This is a genomic window from Novosphingobium taihuense (assembly GCF_007830315.1).
Lineage (GTDB): Bacteria > Pseudomonadota > Alphaproteobacteria > Sphingomonadales > Sphingomonadaceae > Novosphingobium > Novosphingobium taihuense.
The window spans coordinates 921,437-945,560 of the sequence record NZ_VLKJ01000001.1 but is presented as its reverse complement, the minus strand read 5'-3'; the positions used below and the strand labels follow the sequence as shown (position 1 = coordinate 945,560).

At 65.2% G+C, this 24,124-nt stretch carries 24 protein-coding genes, 1 tRNA gene and 1 other RNA gene; 13 read left to right on the top strand and 13 right to left on the bottom strand.

Going from position 1 to position 24,124, the window contains the following annotated elements:
- Positions 1 to 6 precede the first annotated feature (6 nt).
- Positions 7 to 801 (top strand): SDR family oxidoreductase, encoded by a 795-nt coding sequence (locus IQ25_RS04490; protein ID WP_144902742.1) that lies wholly within the window; start codon positions 7 to 9, stop codon positions 799 to 801.
- Between the two features lie 43 nt (positions 802 to 844).
- On the opposite strand, the gene IQ25_RS04485 is transcribed toward IQ25_RS04490, so the two are convergent.
- The 3 genes from IQ25_RS04485 to IQ25_RS04475 form a co-directional block, all read right to left on the bottom strand.
- Positions 845 to 1,528 carry a L,D-transpeptidase family protein gene (locus tag IQ25_RS04485; protein WP_144902737.1) on the bottom strand — a complete coding sequence of 228 codons (684 nt, stop codon included), beginning with the start codon at positions 1,526 to 1,528 and terminating at the stop codon, positions 845 to 847.
- 113 nt (positions 1,529 to 1,641) lie between these two features.
- On the bottom strand, positions 1,642 to 2,871 hold the full coding sequence (locus IQ25_RS04480) for a DUF418 domain-containing protein (protein ID WP_144902734.1): 1,230 nt from the start codon (positions 2,869 to 2,871) through the stop codon (positions 1,642 to 1,644).
- Positions 2,872 to 2,875: 4 nt separating this feature from the next.
- Positions 2,876 to 4,027: an SPOR domain-containing protein gene (locus IQ25_RS04475; RefSeq protein WP_181447164.1), complete on the bottom strand. Its 1,152-nt coding sequence runs from the start codon at positions 4,025 to 4,027 to the stop codon at positions 2,876 to 2,878.
- 269 nt (positions 4,028 to 4,296) lie between these two features.
- On the opposite strand from IQ25_RS04475, the gene IQ25_RS04470 reads away from it, so the two are divergent.
- Genes IQ25_RS04470 through IQ25_RS04460 form a run of 3 tightly spaced genes read left to right on the top strand, consistent with a single transcriptional unit; the run spans position 4,297 to position 6,913 of the window.
- Positions 4,297 to 5,022: a ParA family protein gene (locus tag IQ25_RS04470; RefSeq protein WP_144902729.1), complete on the top strand. Its 726-nt coding sequence runs from the start codon at positions 4,297 to 4,299 to the stop codon at positions 5,020 to 5,022.
- 14 nt (positions 5,023 to 5,036) lie between these two features.
- Entirely contained in the window at positions 5,037 to 5,558 is a 522-nt protein-coding gene (locus IQ25_RS04465; protein ID WP_144902726.1) for a hypothetical protein, read from the top strand.
- 20 nt (positions 5,559 to 5,578) lie between these two features.
- Positions 5,579 to 6,913 (top strand): SPOR domain-containing protein, encoded by a 1,335-nt coding sequence (locus tag IQ25_RS04460; protein WP_144902724.1) that lies wholly within the window; start codon positions 5,579 to 5,581, stop codon positions 6,911 to 6,913.
- A gap of 69 nt (positions 6,914 to 6,982) precedes the next feature.
- On the opposite strand, the gene IQ25_RS04455 is transcribed toward IQ25_RS04460, so the two are convergent.
- Together IQ25_RS04455 and IQ25_RS04450 are read right to left on the bottom strand one after the other, a co-directional pair.
- Positions 6,983 to 8,212 carry a dihydroorotase gene (locus IQ25_RS04455; protein WP_144902721.1) on the bottom strand — a complete coding sequence of 410 codons (1,230 nt, stop codon included), beginning with the start codon at positions 8,210 to 8,212 and terminating at the stop codon, positions 6,983 to 6,985.
- A complete protein-coding gene (locus tag IQ25_RS04450; RefSeq protein ID WP_144902718.1) occupies positions 8,209 to 9,249 on the bottom strand; it encodes an aspartate carbamoyltransferase catalytic subunit in 1,041 nt (346 codons plus the stop codon). The genes IQ25_RS04455 and IQ25_RS04450 overlap by 4 nt, the downstream gene beginning before the upstream one ends.
- Before the next feature lie 87 nt (positions 9,250 to 9,336).
- On the opposite strand from IQ25_RS04450, the gene sppA reads away from it, so the two are divergent.
- Genes sppA through IQ25_RS04435 form a run of 3 tightly spaced genes read left to right on the top strand, consistent with a single transcriptional unit; the run spans position 9,337 to position 12,003 of the window.
- Positions 9,337 to 11,217: a signal peptide peptidase SppA gene (gene sppA / locus IQ25_RS04445; RefSeq protein ID WP_144902715.1), complete on the top strand. Its 1,881-nt coding sequence runs from the start codon at positions 9,337 to 9,339 to the stop codon at positions 11,215 to 11,217.
- Positions 11,218 to 11,233: 16 nt separating this feature from the next.
- Entirely contained in the window at positions 11,234 to 11,476 is a 243-nt protein-coding gene (locus IQ25_RS04440) for a hypothetical protein (RefSeq protein ID WP_144902713.1), read from the top strand.
- A 5-nt stretch (positions 11,477 to 11,481) separates the two neighbouring features.
- A complete protein-coding gene (locus IQ25_RS04435; protein ID WP_158637666.1) occupies positions 11,482 to 12,003 on the top strand; it encodes a TPM domain-containing protein in 522 nt (173 codons plus the stop codon).
- Positions 12,004 to 12,021: 18 nt separating this feature from the next.
- Here IQ25_RS04435 and IQ25_RS04430 read toward each other — a convergent pair whose 3' ends face one another.
- Positions 12,022 to 12,204, bottom strand: a complete 183-nt coding sequence (locus IQ25_RS04430) for a hypothetical protein (RefSeq protein ID WP_144902707.1) — start codon at positions 12,202 to 12,204, stop codon at positions 12,022 to 12,024.
- Positions 12,205 to 12,460: 256 nt separating this feature from the next.
- Between IQ25_RS04430 and IQ25_RS04425 the strand changes: the two genes are divergently transcribed.
- The 4 genes from IQ25_RS04425 (at position 12,461) to IQ25_RS04410 (ending at position 15,953) form a co-directional block, all read left to right on the top strand.
- Positions 12,461 to 12,545 (top strand) — tRNA-Leu (locus IQ25_RS04425).
- A gap of 69 nt (positions 12,546 to 12,614) precedes the next feature.
- Positions 12,615 to 14,177, top strand: coding sequence for a trigger factor (tig, locus tag IQ25_RS04420; RefSeq protein ID WP_144902704.1), 1,563 nt, complete (start codon positions 12,615 to 12,617; stop codon positions 14,175 to 14,177).
- Positions 14,178 to 14,476: 299 nt separating this feature from the next.
- On the top strand, positions 14,477 to 15,190 hold the full coding sequence (locus tag IQ25_RS04415) for a hypothetical protein (protein ID WP_144902701.1): 714 nt from the start codon (positions 14,477 to 14,479) through the stop codon (positions 15,188 to 15,190).
- Between the two features lie 46 nt (positions 15,191 to 15,236).
- On the top strand, positions 15,237 to 15,953 hold the full coding sequence (locus tag IQ25_RS04410; protein WP_144902699.1) for a thermonuclease family protein: 717 nt from the start codon (positions 15,237 to 15,239) through the stop codon (positions 15,951 to 15,953).
- Between the two features lie 4 nt (positions 15,954 to 15,957).
- Here IQ25_RS04410 and IQ25_RS04405 read toward each other — a convergent pair whose 3' ends face one another.
- Entirely contained in the window at positions 15,958 to 17,427 is a 1,470-nt protein-coding gene (locus IQ25_RS04405) for an amidase (RefSeq protein WP_144902696.1), read from the bottom strand.
- Positions 17,428 to 17,613: 186 nt separating this feature from the next.
- On the opposite strand from IQ25_RS04405, the gene clpP reads away from it, so the two are divergent.
- Both clpP and clpX read left to right on the top strand, forming a co-directional pair.
- A complete protein-coding gene (gene clpP, locus IQ25_RS04400) occupies positions 17,614 to 18,321 on the top strand; it encodes an ATP-dependent Clp endopeptidase proteolytic subunit ClpP (protein WP_144903216.1) in 708 nt (235 codons plus the stop codon).
- Positions 18,322 to 18,471: 150 nt separating this feature from the next.
- Positions 18,472 to 19,728, top strand: a complete 1,257-nt coding sequence (gene clpX, locus IQ25_RS04395; protein WP_144902693.1) for an ATP-dependent Clp protease ATP-binding subunit ClpX — start codon at positions 18,472 to 18,474, stop codon at positions 19,726 to 19,728.
- 208 nt (positions 19,729 to 19,936) lie between these two features.
- Here clpX and IQ25_RS04390 read toward each other — a convergent pair whose 3' ends face one another.
- From IQ25_RS04390 to IQ25_RS04365, 6 genes are all read right to left on the bottom strand, one after another.
- Positions 19,937 to 20,512 carry a fasciclin domain-containing protein gene (locus IQ25_RS04390; RefSeq protein ID WP_144902691.1) on the bottom strand — a complete coding sequence of 192 codons (576 nt, stop codon included), beginning with the start codon at positions 20,510 to 20,512 and terminating at the stop codon, positions 19,937 to 19,939.
- Between the two features lie 344 nt (positions 20,513 to 20,856).
- The gene (locus IQ25_RS04385) at positions 20,857 to 21,795 is read right to left on the bottom strand and encodes a cation diffusion facilitator family transporter (RefSeq protein ID WP_144902688.1); all 939 of its coding nucleotides are present in this window, start codon (positions 21,793 to 21,795) and stop codon (positions 20,857 to 20,859) included.
- A 42-nt stretch (positions 21,796 to 21,837) separates the two neighbouring features.
- Positions 21,838 to 22,256, bottom strand: an RNA gene (gene rnpB, locus IQ25_RS04380) — RNase P RNA component class A.
- A gap of 7 nt (positions 22,257 to 22,263) precedes the next feature.
- A complete protein-coding gene (locus IQ25_RS04375) occupies positions 22,264 to 22,968 on the bottom strand; it encodes an N-acetylmuramoyl-L-alanine amidase (RefSeq protein ID WP_144902685.1) in 705 nt (234 codons plus the stop codon).
- An 11-nt stretch (positions 22,969 to 22,979) separates the two neighbouring features.
- On the bottom strand, positions 22,980 to 23,627 hold the full coding sequence (locus IQ25_RS04370) for a histidine phosphotransferase family protein (RefSeq protein ID WP_144902682.1): 648 nt from the start codon (positions 23,625 to 23,627) through the stop codon (positions 22,980 to 22,982).
- A 45-nt stretch (positions 23,628 to 23,672) separates the two neighbouring features.
- Positions 23,673 to 24,095 carry a Mov34/MPN/PAD-1 family protein gene (locus IQ25_RS04365; RefSeq protein ID WP_144902679.1) on the bottom strand — a complete coding sequence of 141 codons (423 nt, stop codon included), beginning with the start codon at positions 24,093 to 24,095 and terminating at the stop codon, positions 23,673 to 23,675.
- Positions 24,096 to 24,124: the final 29 nt, after the last annotated feature.

Below are 24,124 nucleotides of genomic sequence, written 5' to 3'. Positions count from 1 at the left end.
TCCCGCATGAGCCAATCTCCGTTTCGCGATGACGTCCTTGCCGGAAAGACCGCCTTCATCGCGGGCGGCACCAGCGGCATCAACCTCGGCATCGCCAAGCGCTTTGCCGAACTCGGCGCGCGCGTCGCCGTGCTTGGCCGCAATCCGGAAAAAGCCGCTGCCGCTGCCGACGAGATCGGCCACGATGCCATCTGGCGCGCCGCTGACGTGCGCGATTACGGCGCGATCTGCGAGGCCATGAAGTCCGTCCGCGATGAAATCGGCGCGCTCGACATCGTCATCTCGGGCGCAGCCGGAAACTTCCTCGCTCCCGTGCTCGGCATGTCGGCCAATGCCTTCAAGACCGTGGTCGATATCGACCTGCTCGGCACGTTCAACGTCTTCCGGGGTTGCCACGAACTGCTGAACCCCGGCGCGTCGCTGATCGCGATCACGGCGGGACAGGCGGAGCAGGCCATGGCGATGCAGGCCCATGCCTGCGCGGCCAAGGCCGGGATCAACCAGTTGGTCCGCACCCTTGCCATCGAATGGGGCCCGGATGTGCGCGTCAATGGCATCTCGCCCGGGCCGATTGCCGATACCGAAGGCATGGCCCGCCTCGCACCTGACGAGAACACGAGGCAGGCACACTACGCCCGAATCCCGCTGAAGCGCTGGGGCACGGCCTACGAGATCGCCGAGGCTGCAGTCTATCTCTCGACCCACGCGGCCAGCTACGTGACTGGCGCAATTCTCGATGTCGATGGTGGCAGCTCGGTCGGTGATGCCTCACGCACGAGCACGACCAAGGGGCTGGCGTAGTTCGCGTGCGGCGAGCCCATGGCGAATGCCATGGGCGCAACCATCACGACGCGTGTTCGCCCGCCAGAATGGGATCGCCCACCTGCATGGTCTTGCCATCGGTAACGATCACCTTGTCGCCAAGGCTGGCGATCCGGAACAGCTTCTCGGCGAAGGCATCGGGCACGCCGATGCAGCCGTTGGTGGCATAGCCCTTTTCCACCTTGCTGCCGTGGATCGAGACACCATCGTTGGTCAGCCGCATCATCCACGGCATCGGCGCATCGTAGATGTTGGAAACGTGGTCGGCGTCCTTCTGCGTGATCGGGAAAATGCCGGTCGGCGTCGGCTTGTCGCCATAGCCCTTCAGGATCGCCGCAGCGCCGATCTCGTGCCCATCACGAAACACGGAAATCACCCGCGCGGTCAGGTCCACCGTGACGACAAGCTTGCCCGAAGCAGGGGCACGGGTCTCGTCCCAGTAGAACTTGCCGAACTTGATCGGCTCGTTGATCGGCAGGATCGACTTGACCACGAACGGCCCGTCTACCGGCTTTGCTGCCACTGCAGGAACGGGCTTGGCCACCGGAGCCATGACCGCAGCCGCTTCGGCCTTGCCGCCGCCGAAGGCCACTTCGGCAACGTTCTGCCCGACATGGAAAGCCAGCAGCGACGCGGCACCGGTCACCAGAAAGCCCAGCGGCATGCGCACCCAGCGCTTGTCCGACCAACCCTTCAGAAATGACATCGCGACCGCTCCTTTCGCCTTAAGGAATAGGCGTTAAGACAGTGTCTTGCGAGTCCCCATTGGAGCGCGTCCCCCTGCGGGACGCTGCCGGCCTTGCCGATTAACAGTCGTGGTTAATGCTGGCGTGCAAGATCCCCTCGGGGAAGCGCCAGTCGTCGCCACAGCCGCTCGAGCGGTCCCTGGCCGAAGCGGGCCAGCCACCACTGCGGCCACGAGAGCATTGCCCCCCACCCGAGCAGCACGAAAGCAGGCAGCCAGACCCTCGGCAGTTCCGGTCCCAGCCCCAGTCCCCAGCCGGAAAAGATCGCGCCCATCAGCACGGTGGTGCCGATGTAGTTGCTGAACGCGCACTTGCCCGCAGCCACCAGCGCCCGCGCGAGCGTCCACTTTCGAATGCTGGGAAACACCACCAGCAGCGCCGCTGCATATCCCAGCGCCATCATCAGGTGGGGCAGGGCCATGCCATGCTCGATCGCTGCAAACATCGCGCGCGGCGGCCAGCCATGATGCCACAGCCACAGCGTCACCAGCACCGTCGGCAACCCGCCGCCCAGAATTCCGATCCCGGCAATGGATGCCAGCCGCCGCCTTGGCCAGTCGGTGAAGAACCCGCTGCGCATCATTGCCATGCCGATCAGCATCAGCGGCAGCGTCTCGGTGAAGGTCGATAGCGTCGTGTTAAGTGGTTGCAGCGGCGCGCTCGATAGCTTGAGCCGGATGGCCTCGAGGAACCCGGCGTTCAGCACGGCTACGTCCCGGGCAACTGATGCTGCGATCCGGCCCATCATCGCGGCCTGTTCGGCTACGTCAGAGGGCGCAGCGGTCCCGCCCAGTACCGCCTGCTCGGTGAACACGCCGGGCAGGGCGAACAGCGCCTCGATGCCTTGGGCCAGCAGGTAAAAGGGCAGGGCAATGCCGAGCAGTTGAATCGGCTCCAGCCTGCGCAGTGCCAGCGCGCCAAGTCCGCACAGCGCATAGAGGAACAGGATGTCGCCCCACCACAGCAGCACGAAATGGAGGTAGCCGAACAGCAGCAGCCACGCGAGCCGCCGCAATTGTGCCAGATCGGGGTCTGCGCCGTGCCGTTCGGCACTCTGTGCAAACAGCACCATGCTCGCGCCGAACAGCAGGCTGAACAGCGCACGCATCTTGCCCTCGAATACCACGAAGGCGAGCGCGAACCACGGGTCTGAGCCGGTCGCAAATTCAGGAATGCGGGGCGAGAACGTGGCGAGCGATGGCCCCCAGAACCCGGTCACGTTGATAGCCAGAATCCCCAGCACGGCCACGCCGCGCAGGAAATCGATCGCCTCTATGCGTGTTCGGGGAGTGTCTTCGTCCAAGCCATCAGGGCTTTACCACCAGGCAGGTAAAGCCGCCAGCCTTGAGCGCCCCGCAAGCCTTGTCCGCCTCGGCCTGACCGCCAAAGCCACCCGCCAGCAGTCTGGTGACAGCGCCTGACGGCAGATCGATCCGGCCATGGCCCGCCAGTTCCGGGCGGCCCTTGACCTTGCTCCACAACCCGTCCGCATTGGCCTTGACGCCGAAGGCGCCAAGCTGGACGCGCCAGTTGCCCTTTGCGGGAGCCGCCACTGTAGGCTTTTGGGGCGCAGACTTCGGTGCCGCAGGTTGCGAAGCGGCAGGCTTGGGATCAGCGGGCTTTGCCGCCGCCATCTTAACCGCAGGCTTCTCGCCGACATGGACCGTGACCGGCGCGGGTTTCTGCACCGGCGTATTTGCCCCGACCATACGTTTTGGTGCGGGCATCGTCACCGGATTGGCATAGTCCGCCCCGGCGGTGATGACTGACGGCGGCAGCTCCGTCGTCTCGAGCGATCCTCCGGGCACAACCGGACGCAGCGGCGCGGTGGGTGACGCCTTGACGCCAAGGTCTGCCGCCGCGAACTGCTGCGAGCGCTTGGCCTGCGCCTTCTGTTCAAGCTCGGCAGCGAGGGAAACGCCCATCTGGCGCTGCTCGAGCGGGATCATCCCATCCATCGTGGCAAGGCTGCGCGTTGCCTGATCAAGGCCGCTGCCCGCCGCCCGGGTCATCAGTGCATAGGCGCGGACCCAGTCCTTGCCCACAGTATCGCCGTTGAAGTGGGCCACGCCCAGGATGTACATCGCGCGTGGCTCGCCGCGCTCGGCCGAAGCCTGCAGGAACGGCATCGCATCGGCCTTGCGGTTGTCCTGAAACAGCAGAAGTCCAAGCGTGTCGGCAGCCTTGATGTGGCCCTGTTCCGCCGCCTTGCGATACCACGCCTCGGCGCGCTTCAGGTCCTGTGGCACGCCTTTGCCCAGCTTGAAGGCTTGTCCCATGTTGAACTGCGCGTCGGCATCGCCCTTGGCAGCGGGGCCGAGCCATTCCTTGACCGCAGCCTCGTGATCGCCGCGCGTCCAGGCGTCGACCCCGGCCTTGGTGTCGGCCCAGGCCGCGCCGGAAAACGTTGCGGTTACCAGAGCGGCACCCAGTGCAGTCGTGCGCGTGAAGTCCCTCATGATCGAAAATGTCCGTCTTCGCTGGAACCCTGGGGCGGGCGGCCATGTGTGCGGCGCAGCCCTCGGTGTCATTTCGGTGGCGCTTATAGTCAACGAGGCGTTAGCGAAGTCTTAGCGGAGAATACAGGCCCTAAAGCCCGCCGCGCCGAGACTTGTGGCAGTCCGGTATTGAAGCCCTGAGCGCCCAATTCAACGCGCGTTAACCGAAATTTCAGCCCGATCTGCGAATCCGAACGCCGAGACTTGGTGTTTTTCGGGGGAATTGGGCTTTGCGCGTACTGGCATTGGCATCGCAGAAGGGCGGATCGGGCAAGACGACCCTGTCCGGCCACCTCGCCGTCCAGGCTCAGCGCGCGGGCGCTGGCCCCGTCGTCCTGATCGACATCGACCCGCAAGGCTCCCTGTCCGACTGGTGGAACGAGCGCGAGGCCGAATTCCCCGCCTTCGCCCAGACCACCGTCGCCCGCCTCGCTTCGGATCTTGCGATCCTGCGCCAGCAGGGCTTCAAGCTCGCCGTGATCGATACCCCGCCAGCGATCACCATGGCGATCCAGTCGGTGATCTCGGTTGCCGAACTGATCGTCGTGCCGACCCGGCCCAGCCCGCATGACCTGCGCGCCGTCGGTGCAACGGTCGATCTGTGTGATCGCGCGGGCAAGCCGCTGATCTTCGTCGTCAATGCCGCCACCCCCAAGGCGCGAATCACTTCCGAAGCCGCCGTCGCGCTTTCGCAGCACGGCACCGTCGCCCCGGTCACGCTTCACCACCGCACCGATTTTGCCGCCTCGATGATCGATGGCCGCACGGTCATGGAATGCGATCCGGGCGGCAAGTCCGCCGCCGAAGTGGCCGCGCTGTGGACCTATATTTCAGAGCGGCTCGAAAAGAACTTCCGCCGCACCGTCTTTGCTGTGCCGCAGCAGGCAGCCGCCGTGCCGATGGCAGGCGCCCAGCGCCCGATGGGCGGCTTCGGCCGCCGCGTCGTCGGTTCGTGAAGGGGCCGCGGGAGATGAGCGCATCCAAGCCTCTCGCATCGCTTTCGCCCAGCCTGCTCGCCCGCAAGGGCGCCGCACGCCCGGCCATGCGCCCGCAACTGGCCATCAGCTTCGAGGAACAGAGCCGCGTCCTGACGCAGGATGACCTTGGCTGGAACGATCTGGGCGAGGATCTCGTCGTCGAAGCTTCCGCGCCGGTCGAACAGCCGGTGATCGTTCAGCAGATCGAGACGCTGGCTGACAAGGTTGCGGCCTTCGACAAGCCAGCGCCCGCGTCAGACTTTGCCTCGGCAAGCACCATCAAGATCGTGCGCAACCGCACCAAGGGCGGCAAGGTCGTCCGCTCGGCCCTGCAGGAAGGCCGCAAGGCCGCCTTCACGCTGCGCCTCGACAACTATCGCCACTTGCGCCTCCGCCTCGCCTGCACGCTTGAAGATAGCAGTGCACAGGAACTGGTGACGCAGGCGCTCGACAAATTTCTCGACGAACTCCCCGGGCTCGAGGATCTCGCCCGGCGCGCCATCACGCGCAACTGACTGCCGAAGGAAACCTGAGCATGACGAACCGCTTCTCTGCCTTCGCTGCCACCCTGGGCTCCCCCAACCGGGCGACCCGCCTGGCCATTTCCACTGCGCTTGCCGCAGGCGTACTGACCGGCTGCACCGCTGGCGGTGCCCACCCGGACAAGTTCGCCTCCTCTGCCCAGACCGCGCTGGCCAGGGGCTCGGCCACGGCTGCCGTCGACAATGCCGAAAAGGCCGTGCTCGCCGATCCGCGCAATGCGGCCTACCGCGTCCTGCTCGGCAATGCCTACCTCAAGGCAGGCCGCTTCGAATCGGCGCGGCAGGCCTATGACGAGGCGATGGACCTTGGCGAGGACTCGAGCCGCACAGCGCTCAGCCTTGCGCTGGCAGACATTGCGCTCGGCCGCCACGGCGAAGCGATCGACACGCTCAATTCCTATCGCGACAGCCTGCCGGCTTCGGACTACGGCCTTGCCCTCGCGCTCGCCGGACAACCGCAGCAAGGCGCGCAGATTCTGGGCCAGGCGCTGCGTGGTGGCGAGAATACCCCGAAGGTCCGCCAGAACCTTGCGCTGGCCTATGCCCTCTCCGGCATGTGGCGCGAGGCCCGTACCATGGCTGCGCAGGACGTGCCCGCTGATCAACTTGGCGACCGCATGGAGCAGTGGGCGCTGATGGGCTATTCCGAACGCACCCGCGATCGCGTCGCCACCCTGCTTGGCGTACCGCTGCGCGGTGACACCGGCCAGCCGCAAGCGCTGGCTCTGGCCAACTTCCCGGCTGCCGAACAGCTTGCCACCGAGGCCGCGACGCGCGCCGAACCGGCTGCCGCCGCGCCTGCGCTGGCGGAAGCTGCGGTCATGGAGCTGCCCGCGACCGAGACCTCGACGCCCGCTCCCGCGCTCGCCGATTCCTCGTCGCAGTCGCAGCAGACCCAGCTTGCCCTGATCGACCTGCCTGCATCGCAGCCCACCGCTTCGCAGCCTTATGTCCGCCCTGCTGCTGCCGCACCGGCGCGCAAGGCGGCGGTTGCTGCTGCCAAGCCGGTCGCTGTGCCGACTAAGGCTGGCACGCATCTCGTCCAGCTCGGTTCGTTCTCGACGGCCGAAGGCGCCCGTCGCGCATGGCGTCACTACACCGCACGCAACCCATCGCTGAACGGCTTCACCAACGTGACCACCCAGGTCAGCGTCAACGGCAAGCAGTTCTGGCGCGTTCAGGCTGCGGGCTTCGGCGGCTTTGCCTCCGCCAGCTCGATGTGCGGCTCGGTCAAGTCGCGCGGCGGCGTCTGCCTCGTGATGCGCGGCAATGGCCCCGCCACGCCCGGCCAGCAGCGCCCGACCGAAACGCGCATGGCCAAGCGCTGAATTTCAAGAGTTACCGTGTGAGAGCGGTGAAAGGGCGCAGGACCATCCGGTTCCGCGCCCTTTCTCGTATCAGTCGATCCGAGCGCCGCCCTTGAACAGCGCGGTCACGCGGCCCTCAACAGGCCTGCGATCAAACGGCGTGTTCCCTGCGGCGGCAGCCATCTTGTCCGAATTGACGATCCACGGCCGGGCCGGATCGACAATCGCGAGGTCTGCCTCGGCTCCCATCTCCAGCCGTCCGGCTTCGACGCCCAGCAGTTTGGCCGGATTGGCGGCGAGCAGTTCGAACGCGCGGGCCATGTCGATCACGCCATCGCGCACCAGCGTCAGCGTCAGCGGCAGCAGCGTCTCAGCGCCCGCCATGCCGGGCTCCGCATCGGCAAAGGGCAGACGCTTGTCTTCCGGCCCGCGCGGATCGTGGCCCGATGAGATCACGTCGATCGTGCCATCACCAATCGCCGCAATCACCGCCTTGCGGTCCGCGTCCTGCCGCAGCGGCGGGGACATCCGGCAGAAGGTGCGAAAGCCCACGAGTTCGAGGTCTGACAGGATGAAGTGCGCAGGCGTGACCCCCGCGGTCACTTTCACCCCGCGCGCCTTGGCTGCACGCACCAGATCAAGCGCGCGCGCCGTCGTCACCTGCCGGAAATGGACATGCGCTCCCGATAGCTCGGCCAGCGCAATGTCGCGCGCCACGGCCAGCGCCTCTGCTTCGGCAGGGGCGCTTGGCAGGCCCAGCCGCGTCGCCACGTCGCCCGCCGTCGCCACGGCGCTGCCGGTGATCCCGGCGTCTTCGGCGTGCGTCACCACCACCAGCCCCAGCATCGCGCAATAGCGCAGCAGACGCAGCATCACGCCCGAATCCGCGATCCAGCCGCGCCCGGTCGCCACGGCCTTGGCCCCGGCATCGCGCATCAGCGCGAGTTCGGCGAGTTCGTTACCCTCAAGCCCGCGCGTTGCTGCTGCCAGCGGGTGAACCCACATGTCCGGCTTGCCCGACTGCGCGGCAAAGCGCACCCGCGCCGGATGGTCGAGTGGCGGCCCTTGGTCGGGCATCAGCGCCGCCCGCGTGATCCCGCCGAAGTGGAACGCGGGCTTGTCGATGGCAAAGACGCCGAGATCGACGAGACCCGGCGTCACCAGCTTTCCGCCAGCGTCGAACACTTCGTCGCCAACCTGCGGAACGACATCGCCAATCGCCACGATCCGCCCGCCCTCGCAGCGCAAGGCTCCCGCAACCGGCTCGCCTGAGCCCAGCACCAGCTTTCCGCCAGTGATCGTCAGAGGCTGCGCGATCATGCTGCTGTTCCCTTGCCGAGTTCATTGGCTGCTTCCCAGCCCGGCACGCCGCGCGCCCGGCGCGTCAGCACTTCAAGGCAGGCCATGCGGATCGCAACGCCCATCTCCACCTGTCGCGTGATCAGGCTGCGCGTGGGGTGATCGGCCACGGTCGAATCGATCTCGATCCCACGGTTCATCGGCCCCGGGTGCATCACGAAGGCATCAGGCTCAGCCTTGGCCAGCCGCTCCGGCGTCAGCCCATAGAGATGGCGGTATTCGCGCGGGGAGGGGATGAACTGGCCGCTCATGCGCTCCTGCTGCAGGCGCAGCATCATCACGATGTTCGCGCCCTTCAGCGCCGCGTCGAAATCGAAGAACGGCGTCACGCCAATCGCCTCGACCTCGGCCGGCATCAGCGCAGGCGGCGCACAGACCCGCACGTCCGCACCCAGCGCGGTCAGGCTCAGGATGTTCGATCGCGCCACGCGGCTGTGCAGGATGTCGCCGCAGATCGTCACTTTCAGCCCGTTGAGATCCGAACCGATCGGCAAGCCAAGCGCGTGCCGCATGGTCAGCGCATCCAATAGCGCCTGCGTCGGATGTTCATGCTGCCCGTCACCGGCGTTGAGCACCGGGCAATCGACCTTCTCGGCAATCAGCCGCACCGCGCCCGAGCTGGCGTGGCGGATCACGATGGCATCGGCGCGCATGGCGTTGAGCGTCATCGCTGTGTCGATCAGCGTTTCGCCCTTCTTCACGCTGCTGGTGGCGGCATGCATGTTGACGACGTCAGCGCCCAGCCGCTTGCCTGCGATCTCGAAGCTCAGCAGCGTTCGAGTCGAGTTCTCGAAGAAGGCGTTGATGATCGTCAGACCGTTCAGCAGGTCGGTCTTCTTCTTCGGCTGCCGGTTCAGCTCCACCCATTGCTCCGCCTCGTCGAGGAGGTAGAGAATCTCGTGGCGCGCAAGCTGGCCGATGCCGGTCAGGTCACGGTGCGGGTAGGCGAGGCCGCCCGCTGGATAGCGGCCCGCTTGGGGTGTTGTTGGGCTTTGCATTGAAACCAGTTCCCTAGAGGGCAGTTGGTTCAGTCTCAAGCCGTTTCCCGCTGGTCAGGGCAGGTCGTCCACAATAGAGTCTCGCCCATGAGCTTTGCCAAATCGGTCTGGAAGATCCTCGTCGCCATCAAGGACGGTCTCGTCCTGCTGTTCCTGCTGCTGTTCTTTGCGGGACTCTACACCGTCCTCACGCTGCGGCCCGCCCCCGGCATGGTCCGCGAAGGCGCGCTGTACCTGCCGCTGGAAGGCCGCGTGGTGGAAGAGGCGAGCGAGATTTCGCCCACCCAGTTGCTGTCGGGTCAGACGCCTGAACCGGAATACACCGCCCGCGATCTCTCGCGCGCCATTGCCGCTGCGGCAGACGACAAGCGCATCAAGGCGGTCGTGCTCGATCTCGAAGCCTTCGGTGGCGGCTCTGCCGTCCACCTCAGCCAGATCGGCGCGGCGATGGACAAGGTGCGTGCCGCCAAGAAGCCCGTCCTCGTCCGCTCGCTGATCTACACCGACGATGCGATGCAGCTTGCCGCGCATGCGTCCGAGGCATGGGTCGATCCGATGGGCGGGGTCGCCATCAGCGGCCCCGGCGGCACGCTGCTGTTCTACAAGGGCCTGATCGACAAGCTGAAAGCCAACGTCCACATCTTCAAGGTCGGCACCTACAAGAGCGCAGTCGAACCCTACATGCTCAGCCAGATGTCGCCCGAAGCGCGCGAGGCGATGCAGGCGGTCTATGGCACGCTGTGGCAGAACTGGCAGGACGAGGTGAAGAAGGCCCGCCCCAAGGCTGACCTCACGCTCGCCACCACCGACCCCGCCAAGTGGGTGAAGGATAATGGCAACGACGCCGCGCAGGCCGCGCTGAAGTCCGGCCTCGTCGACAAGATCGGGGACCGCGTGGCTTTCGGTAAGCGCGTGGCCGAAATCGCCGGAGCCGACGACGACGCAGGCCTTGGCGGGTTCAAGGCCACCGAACTCCCGGTCTATCTGGCTGACACGTCCGCGCCATCGCAGGGCAAGGCCGTTGCCGTGGTCACTATCGCAGGCGAAATCGTCGATGGCGATGCCGGCCCCGGCATGGCAGGCGGCGATCGCATTGCCGATCTGGTCGACGGCGTGGCGCAGAGCGACGACTACGCAGGTCTCGTCCTGCGTGTCGATTCGCCGGGCGGTTCGGTCATGGCCTCGGAACGCATCCGCAACGCGGTGGAGCGCGTGAAGGCCAAGGGCCTGCCGGTTGCCGTCTCGATGGGCAGCCTTGCCGCCAGCGGCGGGTACTGGGTCTCCACGCCTGCCCAGCGCATCTTTGCCGAACCCAGCACGATCACGGGCTCGATCGGCGTCTTCGCGGTCATCCCCACGCTCGAACAGACGTTGCCGCAATATGGCGTCACCACCGATTCGATCCGCACCACTCCGCTCTCGGGCCAGCCGGACCTGTTGGGCGGCCTCAGCCCGCAAGTGGATGCGCTGCTGCAGGGCCAGGTCGAACAGACCTACGCCCGCTTCCTCGGCCTCGTCGCCAAGGCGCGCGGCAAGTCCTCAGCTGACATCGACAAGATCGCCCAAGGCCGCATCTGGGACGGCGGCACCGCCCGCCAGCTCGGCCTCGTTGACCAGTTCGGCGGCCTAGACGATGCAGTGGCCTGGGTCGCCAAACAGGCCAAGGCCGAAACCTTCCACGCCGAATACATCGCTGACGAACCCAGCCCCTTCGCCCAGCTCCTGCGCCAGATGGAAACCGGCGAAGCGCCCGAGGCGAAAGCGCACGATCTGGCTGGCGCACTCGCCGCGCAACAGCAGGGCCTGCTGGCGCGGATGCAGGCCGACGTGATGCGCCTGATGGAAGGCGGCGGGATCAGGGCTTATTGTCTGGAGTGTGGGGGGGAGGAGTCTCCAGTCTCTGTAGAAAAAGGGACTGCCGGCCAGTCCTTGGGACTCTGGGCCACTCTTGTGAAACTCGTCGCGTAGGGCTGGAGGTTACGTCATGGGGCGGACGGACCTTTTTCCCTACTTCTGGCTTTTCATGGTGGCCGTCATTGGCGCCGTGAATCTTGTCTGGGCCCGATACGAGTTCAAGCGCGGAGAGGCGCGCTGGGGCTGGGCGGGCGCAAAGTACTCACGCGCGGAAGAGCCGTTCTACTTCTGGATGCTGGTAGGCGGACGGTTGTTCGGGTTCGTGGTCGCTTGCTTCATGTTCTACTTCGGTCTTGATATGCTGACATGGTGAGAGGCTTGCGCGCTTCCGGCGTCGTTGCACTCGCCATCGTCATCTGCGCCTGCTCGCAAGGCCAACCAAGCAGCAGCAGCGCGGCAGCAGATGCAAACGCGCAAATCGCCGATAGAAAAAATCCGTTTCCGCCAACCGGTCTGGTCACTGACGCGGCAAACGTGCTGACTGCTAATCAACGCGCTGAAATGACTCAAAAACTCGCAAAATTTGAGAGCCGAACGAGGCACCAGATGGCCATCGTCACGACGCCTTCGCTCGGGGGACGAGACGTGGCTGTTTACACCAAGGACTTGGCAAACAGTTGGGGAGTGGGGCGGAAGGGCATCAATGATGGCATCGTCATCTTGATCGCACCAACAGAGAGGAAAGTCCGAATATCCGTAGGACACGGTTTGGAAGAAAGACTTCCGAATGCTCTTTGTCAGCAAATCATCGAAAGCGAGATGCTTCCATCATTCAGAAGGCAAGACTACGCTAAGGGTCTGGCGGCGGGCGCAGACGCCCTGATTGCCCACCTCAGATAAAAACTCCCCCGCTACGAATCAATCCGGCGCAACCGGCACTTCCTGCGGCGCTCCCGGCTGAACCTGATCCGGCTCCACCACCGGAGCCTCATCGGGCTGGATGACGGGCGGCACGCCGTCCGGTTCGGTCACCGGCGGGCTTTCGGGCGGGGATTGGGGGTCGATTCGGTCGGGCTGCGGGGAATCGGGGGTAGTGGCCATCGTGCGGCTCCTTGGAAGCGGTTTGCTTGTTTCCCCAACTCGCCGCGAGGATAGCAGGTTCCGGGCCGTCTCCCAAGTTCGTCATTGCGAGCGGAGCGAAGCAATCCAGAGCGGTTTGCGCTGACTCTGGATTGCTTCGTCGGCTTCGCCTCCTCGCAATGACGAAGAGTTGAAACGGTCATTCCACACCCCAAATCCAAGGCGCTTGCCCTTTTCAAGCCACTGCGATAGGGGCACCGCTCGCTTTTCGCCGGATGCGGGCGTGGCGGAACTGGTAGACGCAGCAGGTTTAGGTCCTGCCATCGCAAGATGTGGGGGTTCGAGTCCCTTCGCCCGCACCAGTCCGCGCGCCGGCGTCCGAGTCAGCTTTTTCCGCGCAAGCGCGTGACATACATGAAAGTTGGATCAGGATGCAGATCGTCGAAACCACCAACGAGGGCCTGAAGCGCGCCTACACCGTCACCATCCCCGCGGCCGACATCGCCGCCCGGGTCGAAGGTGAGGTCAAGAAGATCGCGCCGCAGATCAAGATGCCCGGCTTCCGCCCCGGCAAGGTGCCCGCCAACCTCGTGCGCAAGATGCACGGCGCGCAGCTTCATCAGGAAGCGCTGAACACCACCATCCGTGAAGCGATGGACAAGCTGGTGGCCGACAACAAGCTGCGCCCCGCGATGCAGCCCGCCGTCTCGCTCGGCGAAGGCTATGATCAGGGCAAGGACGCCGAGCTCACCGTAGAGCTTGAAGTGCTGCCCCAGATCGAAGCGCCCACGCTCGATGGCCTGAAGCTTGAAAAGCTGACCGTTCCCGTGACCGAGGAGCAGGTCGACGAAGCCGTCGCCCGCATCGGCGCTGGCCAGAAGTCCTTCACCGACGCCAAGAAGGGCGCGAAGGCCAAGGACGGCGACCAGATCGTGATCGACTTCCTCGGCAAGGTCGATGGCGTTGCCTTCGAAGGCGGCGCTGCCGAAGACACCCCGCTGGAACTCGGCGCGGGCCGCTTCATCCCCGGCTTCGAGGAACAGCTCGTCGGCGTGAAGGCCGGTGACGAAACCGTCATCACCGTGACCTTCCCGGAAGACTATCCGGCCGAAAACCTCAAGGGCAAGGAAGCCACCTTCGACATCAAGGTCAAGGCGGTGAAGAACCCCGGTGAGTTCGAAGCCAACGACGAATTCGCCAAGATGCTCGGCCTCGAAAGCCTCGAGCAGCTCAAGACCCTGCTGCGCGGCCAGCTGGAGCAGGAAACTGCCGGCCTGACCCGCACCCAGATGAAGCGCGCGCTGCTCGATCAGCTTGCCGCCGGTCACGATTTCGCCGTGCCGCCTTCGATGGTCGATGCCGAGTTCGAGCAGATCTGGGCCCAGCTTCAGCAGGAAGCCCAGAACGAAGAGAACCCGGAAGAGGCCCTGAAGGAAATCGAGGCTGAGAAGGACGACTACCGCAAGATCGCCGAACGCCGCGTGCGCCTCGGTCTGCTCCTGTCGGAAATCGGCCAGGCCAACGGCGTGACCGTTTCCTCGCAGGAAATGGAAATGCTGATCCGCCAGGCTGCCCAGCAGTACCGCGAGCAGGATCGCCAGCGCTTCGTCGATTACGTCCGCTCGGAACCGCTTGCCGCCGCCCAACTGCGCGCGCCGCTCTATGAGGACAAGGTCGTCGACTTCCTGTTCGACAAGGCCGAAGTCACCGAGCGTGAAGTGACCAAGGAAGAGCTGCAGGCCGCGATCGAAGCCGAGGAAGGCGTTGCCGCCGCTGCGGCAAAGCCTGCCAAGAAGGCTCCGGCCAAGAAGAAGGCTGCCAAGGAAGAAGCTCCGGCTGAAGAAGCCGCTGCTCCTGCTGAAGCCGAAGCTCCGAAGAAGAAGGCCGCGCCCAAGAAGAAGGCTGCCGAGGAAGCTCCTGCTGCTGAAGCGGCTGCTGAGGAAGCGCCCGCTCCCAAGAAGAAGGCTCCGGCAAAGAAGAAGGCCGAGGGCTGATCTCCATATCGGATTGATCCGGCCCGACGGGGCTGGATATCGGACGGCCCGGCTGCTTCGGCACGCCGGGCCGTTGGCGTTTTTGGGGTCAAACTACGTAGTTGTCCGTCGCTTGAATGCGTAATTTGTAAAGAAAACTGCAGGTTTCTCGGTTTCCGATCTTTCTCCGCTTCGCGCCCGAGTCGCGCTGTGTGATCATCCGTAGGCAAGGAACCTCGTCTGGGGGAACTGCCATGCACACCGTTCGCAATCGCGTCGCCTCGCGTCCTCGCCCGCCACGGGCTTCGACCAAGGGAAAAGTGCCCAGATCTTCGGCGCTACAGCCCTGTGCGCAGGGGCGGCGCGAACCAGCGTTCCTGCTGCGCCAGCCCAATCCGCCGGCCTTCCCCGAACACCTGATCCTGCCCGTGCGGCGGGGGGCAGTGATCGCCAGCGTCCCCTGGCCCGAAGCCCCCGCCATCGAAACGCCATCCGCACCGAAAGAGCCCCGCAAGGTCGCCAAGGGCAAGAGCGCTGCCAGAAAGCGCCGCCCGCCATCAGCACGGAAAGCCCCGACGCGCAGGCCCGTCACGGCCAAGAAGGCCGCGCGCAAGCAGGTACCCGCCGCTCCGTCCGTCGCCGCCGCAATCCCACCGGCCAAGGAAGCGCCTGCCGCCATGACCACGATCGACCTGCTGGACCGTGCGCTGGCGATCGAGCCGGAACTGCCGCCCGTCCGTCCTCACCCGGCTTCTCCCCTTGAATCCCTTTCGGCCACTGCCTCCCAAGATGTGGTCGACGTTGCCCCGCTGCCGCGCTCGCGAGCCCCCACGCTCCCGCGCGGCAGCGGGTTACTGGACGTCATCGGCGACTGGCTGCGCAGCACGGCAAGGGCGCTCGCCTTCTGGCGCATGTTCCGGCAGCGGCAGACTACGCTGGAGCGTACACACCTCGCCCGAGCCAATGCCCACCAGCGCGCCCTGCAATCGCAGTTCGAAGCTCTTGAGGCTTTGAATCCGCACACCAAATCCTAACCTGTGTTGCCTGAAGGGTGCTCCATCCCGGTTGAGGAGTTTCCCCATGCGCATGCTCATTTCGCTCGCTCTCGTCGCAATGCCGCTCCCGGCGGCAGCGCAGATCGTCAGCGGGCAGGCGACAGCGCTCGATGGCGATACGCTGGAGATGACGGGGCAACCGCTCCGCCTCACCGGCATTGATGCGCCCGAACTCGCCCAGACATGCCAGCGCGATGGTGCGGCCTGGGATTGTGGCGTGCAGGCCAAGCGCCACCTTGCACTTCTGCTTCAGGGTGGCGAGGCGGAATGCACCGTGCTTGGGCAGCACGCACAAGGCTTGGCTATTGCCGGATGCACCGTCGACGGACGAGATTTGTCCGAGGCCATGATTGCCGCAGGACTTGCCGTAGCCAGCGAGCCGCACTCCGGCGATGTGACCTATTCGGACATCGAAGATCGGGTGAAAGCCGGGAAGGTCGGGCTGTGGGCAGGCGGCTTCGACCGGCCTGCGGACTGGCGCAAAGCGCATCCCAAGGCACGCCTTGTTGTCGAAACCGGCGGCAGTGAACGAGCCTCCGGCCGACCGGCAGCCTCAGGCGGCAGGCAGCTCTATCACAACAGCCTTGGCTGCGCGATCAAGGGGAACGTCAGCCGTCGCAATGGCGAGTACATCTACTACCTGCCCGGTATGAAGTATTACGACGGCACGCGTCCCGAGCGGCTCTTCTGCACCGAAGCGGAAGCGGAGGCTGCGGGATTCCGGCGCTCTCGCGGCGGGTAGGCTCTCACTCCCCCCAGCGCTTGAACGAAGGCACCGGCACTGCGCTCGTCCGCGCCCTTTCATAGGCCGCGCCTGCTTCCAGCACGCGCTTGTCGTCCCACTTGGCACCCATGATCGAAAGCCCGATCGGCAGGCCCTCCACCGCTCCCATCGGCACCGAGAGGTGTGGGTATCCGGCAATCGCGGCGAGGTTGCCTGCGCCTACGCCAACGAAGTGATCGCCTAGCACGAGATCGATCGGCCATGCCGGGCCCTCGGTCGGCGCGACGAGGAGGCTTACCTTGTTGTCGCGCAACAGCCTGTCGATGCCTTCGGCGCCCGCGAGCTTGAGCGAATTGGCGCGCGCGGCTTCATAGGCCGCCTTGTCGGTCGTCGCCTCGGCCTGTTCGAACACCTCCTGCCCGAACCAGCGCAGTTCTTCGGGGTGCGCCTTGTTGAATGCGATCAGGTCGGCCAGCGTCTTCGGTCCGGCCTTGGCGGGAAGCGAGCGCAGATAAGCGCCCATGTCCTCGCGCAGTTCGTAGAGCAGCACGGTGAACTCGTCGCGGCCCATCTCGGGCGGTGCGTCGTAGGAGATCTCGACCAGTTCCGCGCCTGCAGCCTTCATGTCGGCCAGTGCCCTGTCGAACAGCGCGAGCAGCGCCGGGTGGTTGCCTGCCTGCTTGCGCAGCACGCCGATGCGCACCCCCTTGAGGGAGGCCGTGGCAAGGCCGGAGGTGAAATCCGCCTTGCGCTTGTCGGCCTCGGCAGTCGCGGCATCGGCAGGGTCGGTCCCGGCCAGAGCGTTCATCAGCAGCGCGGCGTCGGCAACACTGCGCGTCATCGGGCCTGCCGTGTCCTGGCTGTGGCTGATCGGCACGACGTGGGTGCGGCTGACCAGGCCGACGGTGGGTTTGAACCCGACGATTCCGTTGACCGAGGCAGGGCAGGTGATCGAGCCATCGGTCTCGGTGCCAATGGCGGCCCACGCCAGACCAGCGGCAATGGCAGACCCGCTGCCCGAGGACGAACCGCAGGGCGTCCGGTCGATGGCATGGGGGTTCTTCGTCTGCCCACCAACCGCGCTCCACCCGCTGGACGAGGAGGACGAGCGGATGTTGGCCCATTCCGAAAGGTTGGTCTTGCCCAGAATTACCACGCCCGCCTTGCGCAGCCGCGCGACCAGTGGCGCATCGCGGCCGGTCACGCTGTCCTTCAGTGCGAGGCTGCCTGCCGTAGTAGGCAGCGGTCCCGCCACCTCGACGTTGTCCTTGATCAGCACCGCCTTGCCGGAGAGCGGCCCCTTGATCGCGCGTGCTGCCACTTCTTCCTTCGCGGCATCGGGATTGATCGCCAGCACAGCGTTCAGTCGCGGCCCGGCGTCGTCCACGGCGGCGATCCGCGCGAGATAGTCGGAGACGGTCTGCGCCTGCGCGGTGGCCAGAAGAGGGGCCGCACTAATAGCCAGAGTCGATGCAAGCAGGTGCAGCTTCATGGATAACCTCTTGAAGGATTTGCCGCTGCAAGCTGCTGCGTTGCAGGCCAACTGGCAAGTTCCTTGGCGCCGACCACCCTTTTGTTCACCGGCTTCCCCACGCAAATCCCCGGAATCACCGTTAACGCCCTTGAACATCGCGCCGTGGCACGCGACATAGCGAGGTCTAACCAGATGAGGATTCCCATGCTCGACCTGTTCGGCGCTTCCGGCGCCAGTGTTTATGGAGCCCAGGGCAAGTTCACCCACGATCCCGTGACCGGCGCTTTGATTCCGGTGGTGGTCGAGCAATCGAGCCGTGGCGAACGCAGCTTCGACATCTATTCGCGCCTGCTGCGCGAACGCATCATCTTCGTGACCGGCGAGGTCGAGGATCACATGGCTTCGGTGATCATCGCCCAGTTGCTGTTCCTCGAGTCGGAAAATCCCTCGAAGGACATCTCGATGTACATCAACTCGCCGGGCGGCGTGGTGACGGCGGGTCTCGCGATCTACGACACCATGCAGTACATCCGCCCCCGCGTGTCCACCGTGTGCATCGGCCAGGCTGCGTCGATGGGGTCGTTCCTGCTGGCAGCGGGCGAGCCGGGCATGCGCATCGCGCTCCCCAACGCGCGGATCATGGTCCACCAGCCCTCGGGCGGCGCGCGCGGCATGGCCTCGGACATCGAGATTCAGGCACGCGAGATCCTGCGCATCCGCAAGCGGATGAACGACCTTTACGTCAAGTTCACCGGCCGCTCGCTCGACGAGATCGAGAAGGCGATGGACCGCGACACCTTCCTCGAAGCCGAGGAAGCGCTGAAGTTCGGTCTTGTCGACAAGGTCTTCGAGTCGCGCCCCGCAACCGACTCCGTCGGTGGCGACGAAGGTTCGGGCGGCGCGCCCGCATAAGGAATAACCCTGAGGGGCAGGGCCTTAAGCCCAGCGAAAGGCTTTGCCCCCTAGGATCACGTTACTGTAATCGAGTCCGGTTGATTAATGCCCTTGCGGTAGTAGGATGATCGGGCCCGCCTCTCGTGGAGAGGCGCCTGGGATGGACGAATGACCAAGCTTTCCGGATCGGATACCAAGAGCACCCTCTACTGCAGCTTCTGCGGCAAATCTCAGCATGAGGTGCGCAAGCTCATTGCCGGGCCGACCGTGTTCATCTGCGATGAATGCGTCGAGCTGTGCAACGACATCATCCGTGAAGAGACCAAGGCCGGCATCGCCGGCAAGAAGGATGGCGGCGTACCGACCCCGCGCGACATCTTCGAGACTCTGAACGATTACGTGATCGGCCAGGACCGCGCCAAGCGCGTGCTGTCGGTGGCTGTCCACAACCACTACAAGCGCCTCAAGCACAGCGGCAAGGGTGGCGAGGTCGAGCTTTCGAAGTCGAACATCCTGCTCGTCGGCCCCACGGGCTGCGGCAAGACGCTGCTCGCGCAGACGCTCGCCAAGACCTTCGACGTGCCCTTCACCATGGCCGATGCCACCACGCTGACCGAAGCCGGTTACGTGGGCGAGGACGTCGAGAACATCATTCTCAAGCTGCTCCAGGCTTCCGACTACAACGTCGAGAAGGCGCAGCACGGCATCGTCTACATCGACGAGATCGACAAGATCAGCCGCAAGGCGGAAAACCCCTCGATCACGCGTGACGTTTCGGGCGAAGGCGTGCAGCAGGCTCTGCTCAAGCTCATGGAAGGCACCACCGCTTCGGTGCCGCCGCAGGGCGGGCGCAAGCATCCGCAGCAGGAATTCCTGCAGGTCGACACCACGAACATCCTGTTCATCTGCGGTGGCGCCTTCGCGGGCCTCGAAAAGATCATTTCGGACCGCCTGCAGAAGCGCTCGATCGGTTTCGGCGCGCATGTCGCCGATCCTGACAAGCGCAAGGTCGGCGAACTACTGCAGAAGGCAGAGCCCGAAGATCTGCTCAAGTTCGGCCTGATCCCCGAATTCGTCGGCCGCCTGCCGGTGATCGCGACGCTGAACGACCTCGACATCGAGGCGCTGGTCCAGATCCTCAAGGAGCCGAAGAACGCGCTGGTCAAGCAGTACGCCAAGCTCTTCGAACTCGAGGACGTGGCGCTGACCTTCACCGACGACGCGCTCGAGGCGATCGCCAAGAAGGCCATCGAACGCAAGACCGGCGCGCGCGGGCTTCGCTCGATTGTCGAAGGCCTGCTGCTCGACACCATGTTCGACGTGCCGACCGAGACCGACATCGCCGAAGTCGTCGTCGACAAGGACGTCGTCGAAGGCCGCAAGGAACCTGTCCGCGTCCACAAGGGCAAGGAAGAAGCGGCCTGATCGGGCGCTGACACCGGACACAAAAGAGGGCGGGGCCATGTGGCACCCGCCCTTTTCTTTTGCGCTTTTCCGCCAGACTCTCACGACCAGACTTCGTCATTGCGAGCGAAGCGAAGCAATCCAGAGCGTTTTGCGTGACGCTCTGGATTGCTTCGTCGACTGCGTCTCCTCGCAATGACGCTTGTTAAGCGAAGTGGGCGTTAAATGGTCAGTTCGGCAGCGAGACTGCGTCGGTCACGTGGATCACGCCGTTCTTCTGGAACACGTCGGCCTGGGTCACGTGGGCCATGCCGCCCTTCTCGTCGGTGAGCATCACGGTGTTGCCCATCAGCGAGGCGGTGAGCTTGCCGCCTGCGACGGTGGTCAGTTCGGTCTTGCCGCCATCGGCCTTGATCTTGGCGACCAGGTCAGCCGCCGAGACCTTGCCTGCGACGACGTGGTAGGTGAGGATCTTGGCGAGCGTCGCCTTGTTCTCGGGCTTCAGCAGCGTGTCTACGGTGCCGGCCGGAAGCTTGGCGAAGGCGGCGTTGGTCGGGGCGAAGACAGTGAAGGGGCCAGCGCTGTTCAGCGTGTCAACCAGACCTGCAGCCTTCACTGCGGCAACAAGTGTGGTGTGATCGGCCGAGTTCACCGCGTTCTCGACGATGGTCTTGGTCGGGTACATGGCCGCGCCGCCGACCATCTTGGTTTCTTCGTGGTGGTTGGCCCATGCGGGCGCGACGAACAGGGGGGCGGCGGTGGCTGCGGTGGCCGCGAGCGCGGCGATCATGAACTTGCGGGTCATCGGTAACTCCTTGCAGGAAACATGCGTTTGTCCGGCGCGTAAAGCGGGGCTGCCGGCCTGCCCGTCCACGCATGAAGATGGTGCCGTATGCGCCACATTCCACATGGCCCTTGGGGCATGTCATTGATTTAAAAATGCAAAGTCGAAAAAAAAGGCGCGCTGCGTGGGGCAGCGCGCCGTTAGAAGAATGACCCCGGCCGAAGGGAACGAGTAGCCGGGAGTTCAAGGGAGGAACCGGGTCGGAGGGGTAATTCTGACCCGGTTGGAACGTCTCCGCCAACCGGAATGGACCTTCGCGCGGCCATACGCGACATGTCCCTTGGGGCTATGCCCGCTTGGTCAGGTCAGATCACGTGGTCATGCAGCAGCGCACACTCGTGCCCGTCGATCGTCTCGACCTGCACCGTGGCGTGGCCGATGCCGAAATCGTGCTCAAGCTCGTGCGCCAGCTGGTGCAGGAAGTTGTCACCCGGATGGCCGCCCGGCATGACGAGGTGCGCGGTCAGCGCGGTCTCGGTCGTGCTCATCGGCCAGATGTGCAGGTCGTGGACGGCCTCGACGCCGTTGAGGCCGGTGAGGAAGCGGCGCACCTTCTGCTCGTCGATCCCTGGCGGCACGGCATGCAGTCCCATCCGCAGCGAATCCTTGAGCAGTCCCCATGTGCCGACGGCGATCACGCCGACGATGACAAGGCTCGTCACCGGATCGATCCATTGCGCGCCGGTCAGGGTGATCAGCAGGCCTGCGACGACGACGCCCGCCGAAACCGCCGCGTCTGCTGCCATGTGCAGGTAAGCACCGCGGATGTTGATGTCATGCTTGCGGCCGCGCATGAACATCAGCGCCGTGGCGGTGTTGATCACGATGCCGATGGCCGCAACGATCATCACCGGCCCGCCAGCGACCGGCTCGGGTTCGACCAGGCGGCGGATCGTCTCGACGAGGATCGCGCCGAGCGCCACCAGCAGGAACGCCGCGTTGCCAAGCGCTGCGAGGATCGAGCTGGACTTGAAGCCATAAGTGAAGCGGGCAGACGGCGGCCGCGCAGCAAGGACGCTGGCGATCCAGGCGATGACGAGGCCGAGCACGTCCGAGAGATTGTGCCCAGCGTCGGCCACAAGCGCCATGGAGCCTGCGATCACGCCATAAACCGCCTCGACCACGACGAAGCCGAGATTCAGCGCAATGCCCACGGCAAAGGCGCGGCCGAAGCTGGCGGGTGCATGTGCGTGGCCATGATGGTCATGGTCATGGTGGTGATGATGGTGGTGGCCGCCGGACATGGGCACTTCCTAACGCTTTGGGCGCGTGTAGGAAACCATTGAAGCGCCAGGGGGCCTGTAAGCCGGGTTCTGTAGCGCCGACGGTATCCCACAAGTGGACCGTATCGGCACTGGCAGCCATTCCTCTAGGCGGACCGTTGCCGGAACGCTCAAGCAATCAACCCGGACTGCTGGCCCGAAACAGGCCTGTTCCCTTGCGGAAACGCGCAGTCCCTATTCGATCTTGCTCCGGGTGGGGTTTGCCGTGCCGCTTCCGTTGCCGGTCGCGCGGTGTGCTCTTACCACACCCTTTCACCCTTACCGTCCGGTCTTGCGACCATCAGGCGGTCTGCTCTCTGTGGCACTTTCCCTTGACCGGGGACGTTGATCCCAGGCCCGGCGGGCGTTACCCGCCACCCTTGTTTCGTGGAGCCCGGACTTTCCTCGGGATCTTGCGATCACGCGGCTGCCCGGCCCCCTGGCGAGCGGTCACCTAGCATGACCCAGGTCGCGTTCCAACAGGAGTTCGAATAGCAGGGCGCCGATCTGGCCATCGACCTGCCCGTCGATCCGCTGCGGCCGCCAGCGCCGCTGGAACGCACGGACTGCGGCCGCTTGGTCAGAGATGTCGTAGCCGAAACGCTCGAGGGCGAGGAAGAAGGCGGCCTCGTTGTCATAGAGCAGGCGCATCGTCAGCTTTGGCGTGGGCAGGCAGAGGCGATGGCGGGCCAGCAACTCCCACGGGAACAGCTCGCCGGGATCGTCCTTGCGCGCAGGGGCGACGTCGGAGTGGCCGACCACGTTGGCGCGAGGGATGTTGTGGCGCTTGACGATATCGGCGAGCAGCGGGAGCAGCGCTTCGATCTGGGCATCGGGGAATGGGCGGTAGCCGAATTCGTGGCCGGGATTGACCAGTTCGATGCCGACGCTGGCCGAATTGACGTCAGTGATCCCGCGCCAGCTTGAGCGGCCTGCGTGCCACGCGCGCTTGTCTTCATCGACAAGGCCGGTGACGGTGCCGTCCTCGTCGATCATGTAATGCGCAGAGACTTCGGCTGCCGGATCGCATAAACGGTCAAGCGCGGCCCGTCCCGTCTCCATGCCGGTGTAGTGCAGCACGACCATCGACACGGGAAGCTTGCGCTCGTTCCAGTTGGGCGAGGGCACTTCGCGGTGGACGAGCCAGCGGCGCATGAGTCCGGTCCTCAGCCGACCGGGAGCACCGCGCCCATGACGAGGCTTTCGGCGGTCACGTGAACCTGCACGCCGCCACCGACCGAGGCGGCAAGCTGCTGGACCATCGCGGCAGGAGCGGTGCGGCTCGACAGTTCGCTGCTGCGCAGGCGGCCTTCCAGCGCCTCGCCGATCGCGGGGTCGAAGGCCACGCGCTGTCCGGCGGCGCGCACCACGATCTCGATCGCGCTGCCGGTCGCCTCGGCGCCGATATCGAGCGTGCCGCCGCGCACCAGAGCGTCGAGCCCGATCAGCGCAAGGTTGAGCAGGGTCTTGACCGCAGGCTTGGGCAGGGAATCGACGCCGAACATCCAGTTCACCGCGACGCGCCCGTTGCTGCCAGCCAGCGCATCGACCAGCGCGCGCGCTTCGGACACCGGCACCGTATCGCCGAAGCCCCCTGCCGCACCGAATGCGAGGCGGAAGAATTTGAGCTTGTCGGCCGAAGCCTTGGCGCTCTGCTCCAGCAGTTCGAAGCAGCGTTGGCGCATCGCGGGGTCCTGCTCCTCGGTCAGCAGTTCGAGCCCGTTGGACAGCGCGCCCACGGGGCTGAGCAGGTCATGGCAAAGGCGCGAGCACAGCAGGCTGGCGAGATCGAGAGCGGGAACGGATGCGGTCATGTTCAGGATATGGGCCTTTTGAAGGACGAAGACGTTACGCCAGCCTTAGCCAGCCACGAGAGCATAGGAAAGCGCTTCGAACCCTTCCGGACGATCGTGCCAACACGTAATTGCCCACGTTCCGTCGCTGGCGCCGACATTCTCGGGGGCGACGATGGCCCAGACCCTGCCATCGCGCGCCGCGCTGGCAGAATCGGTTGCAGAGGGGCGGGCAAGGCCATTGGGGTGCGAGTGGAAATATCCGAGAACTTGCAGTCCCCCTGCGCGCGCGGCCTTGTGTGCGGCGATGAGAGCGGCAGGATCAATCTCGAAGTGACGGGCGGGATCGGGGGCGACGTTGGCGGCCTGAACGGCCGAAGCGACGTGCGATGCGTTGCCAAGCAGGATGCCGCAGGCTTCGACCGGGGCGGCTTGCTGCGCAGCGGCCGTCATGGCCGCAAGGGCGCTCCGGGCGATCTCCAGTGACATGGCCCTGTTCTGGCGGTGTGCGGCAATCC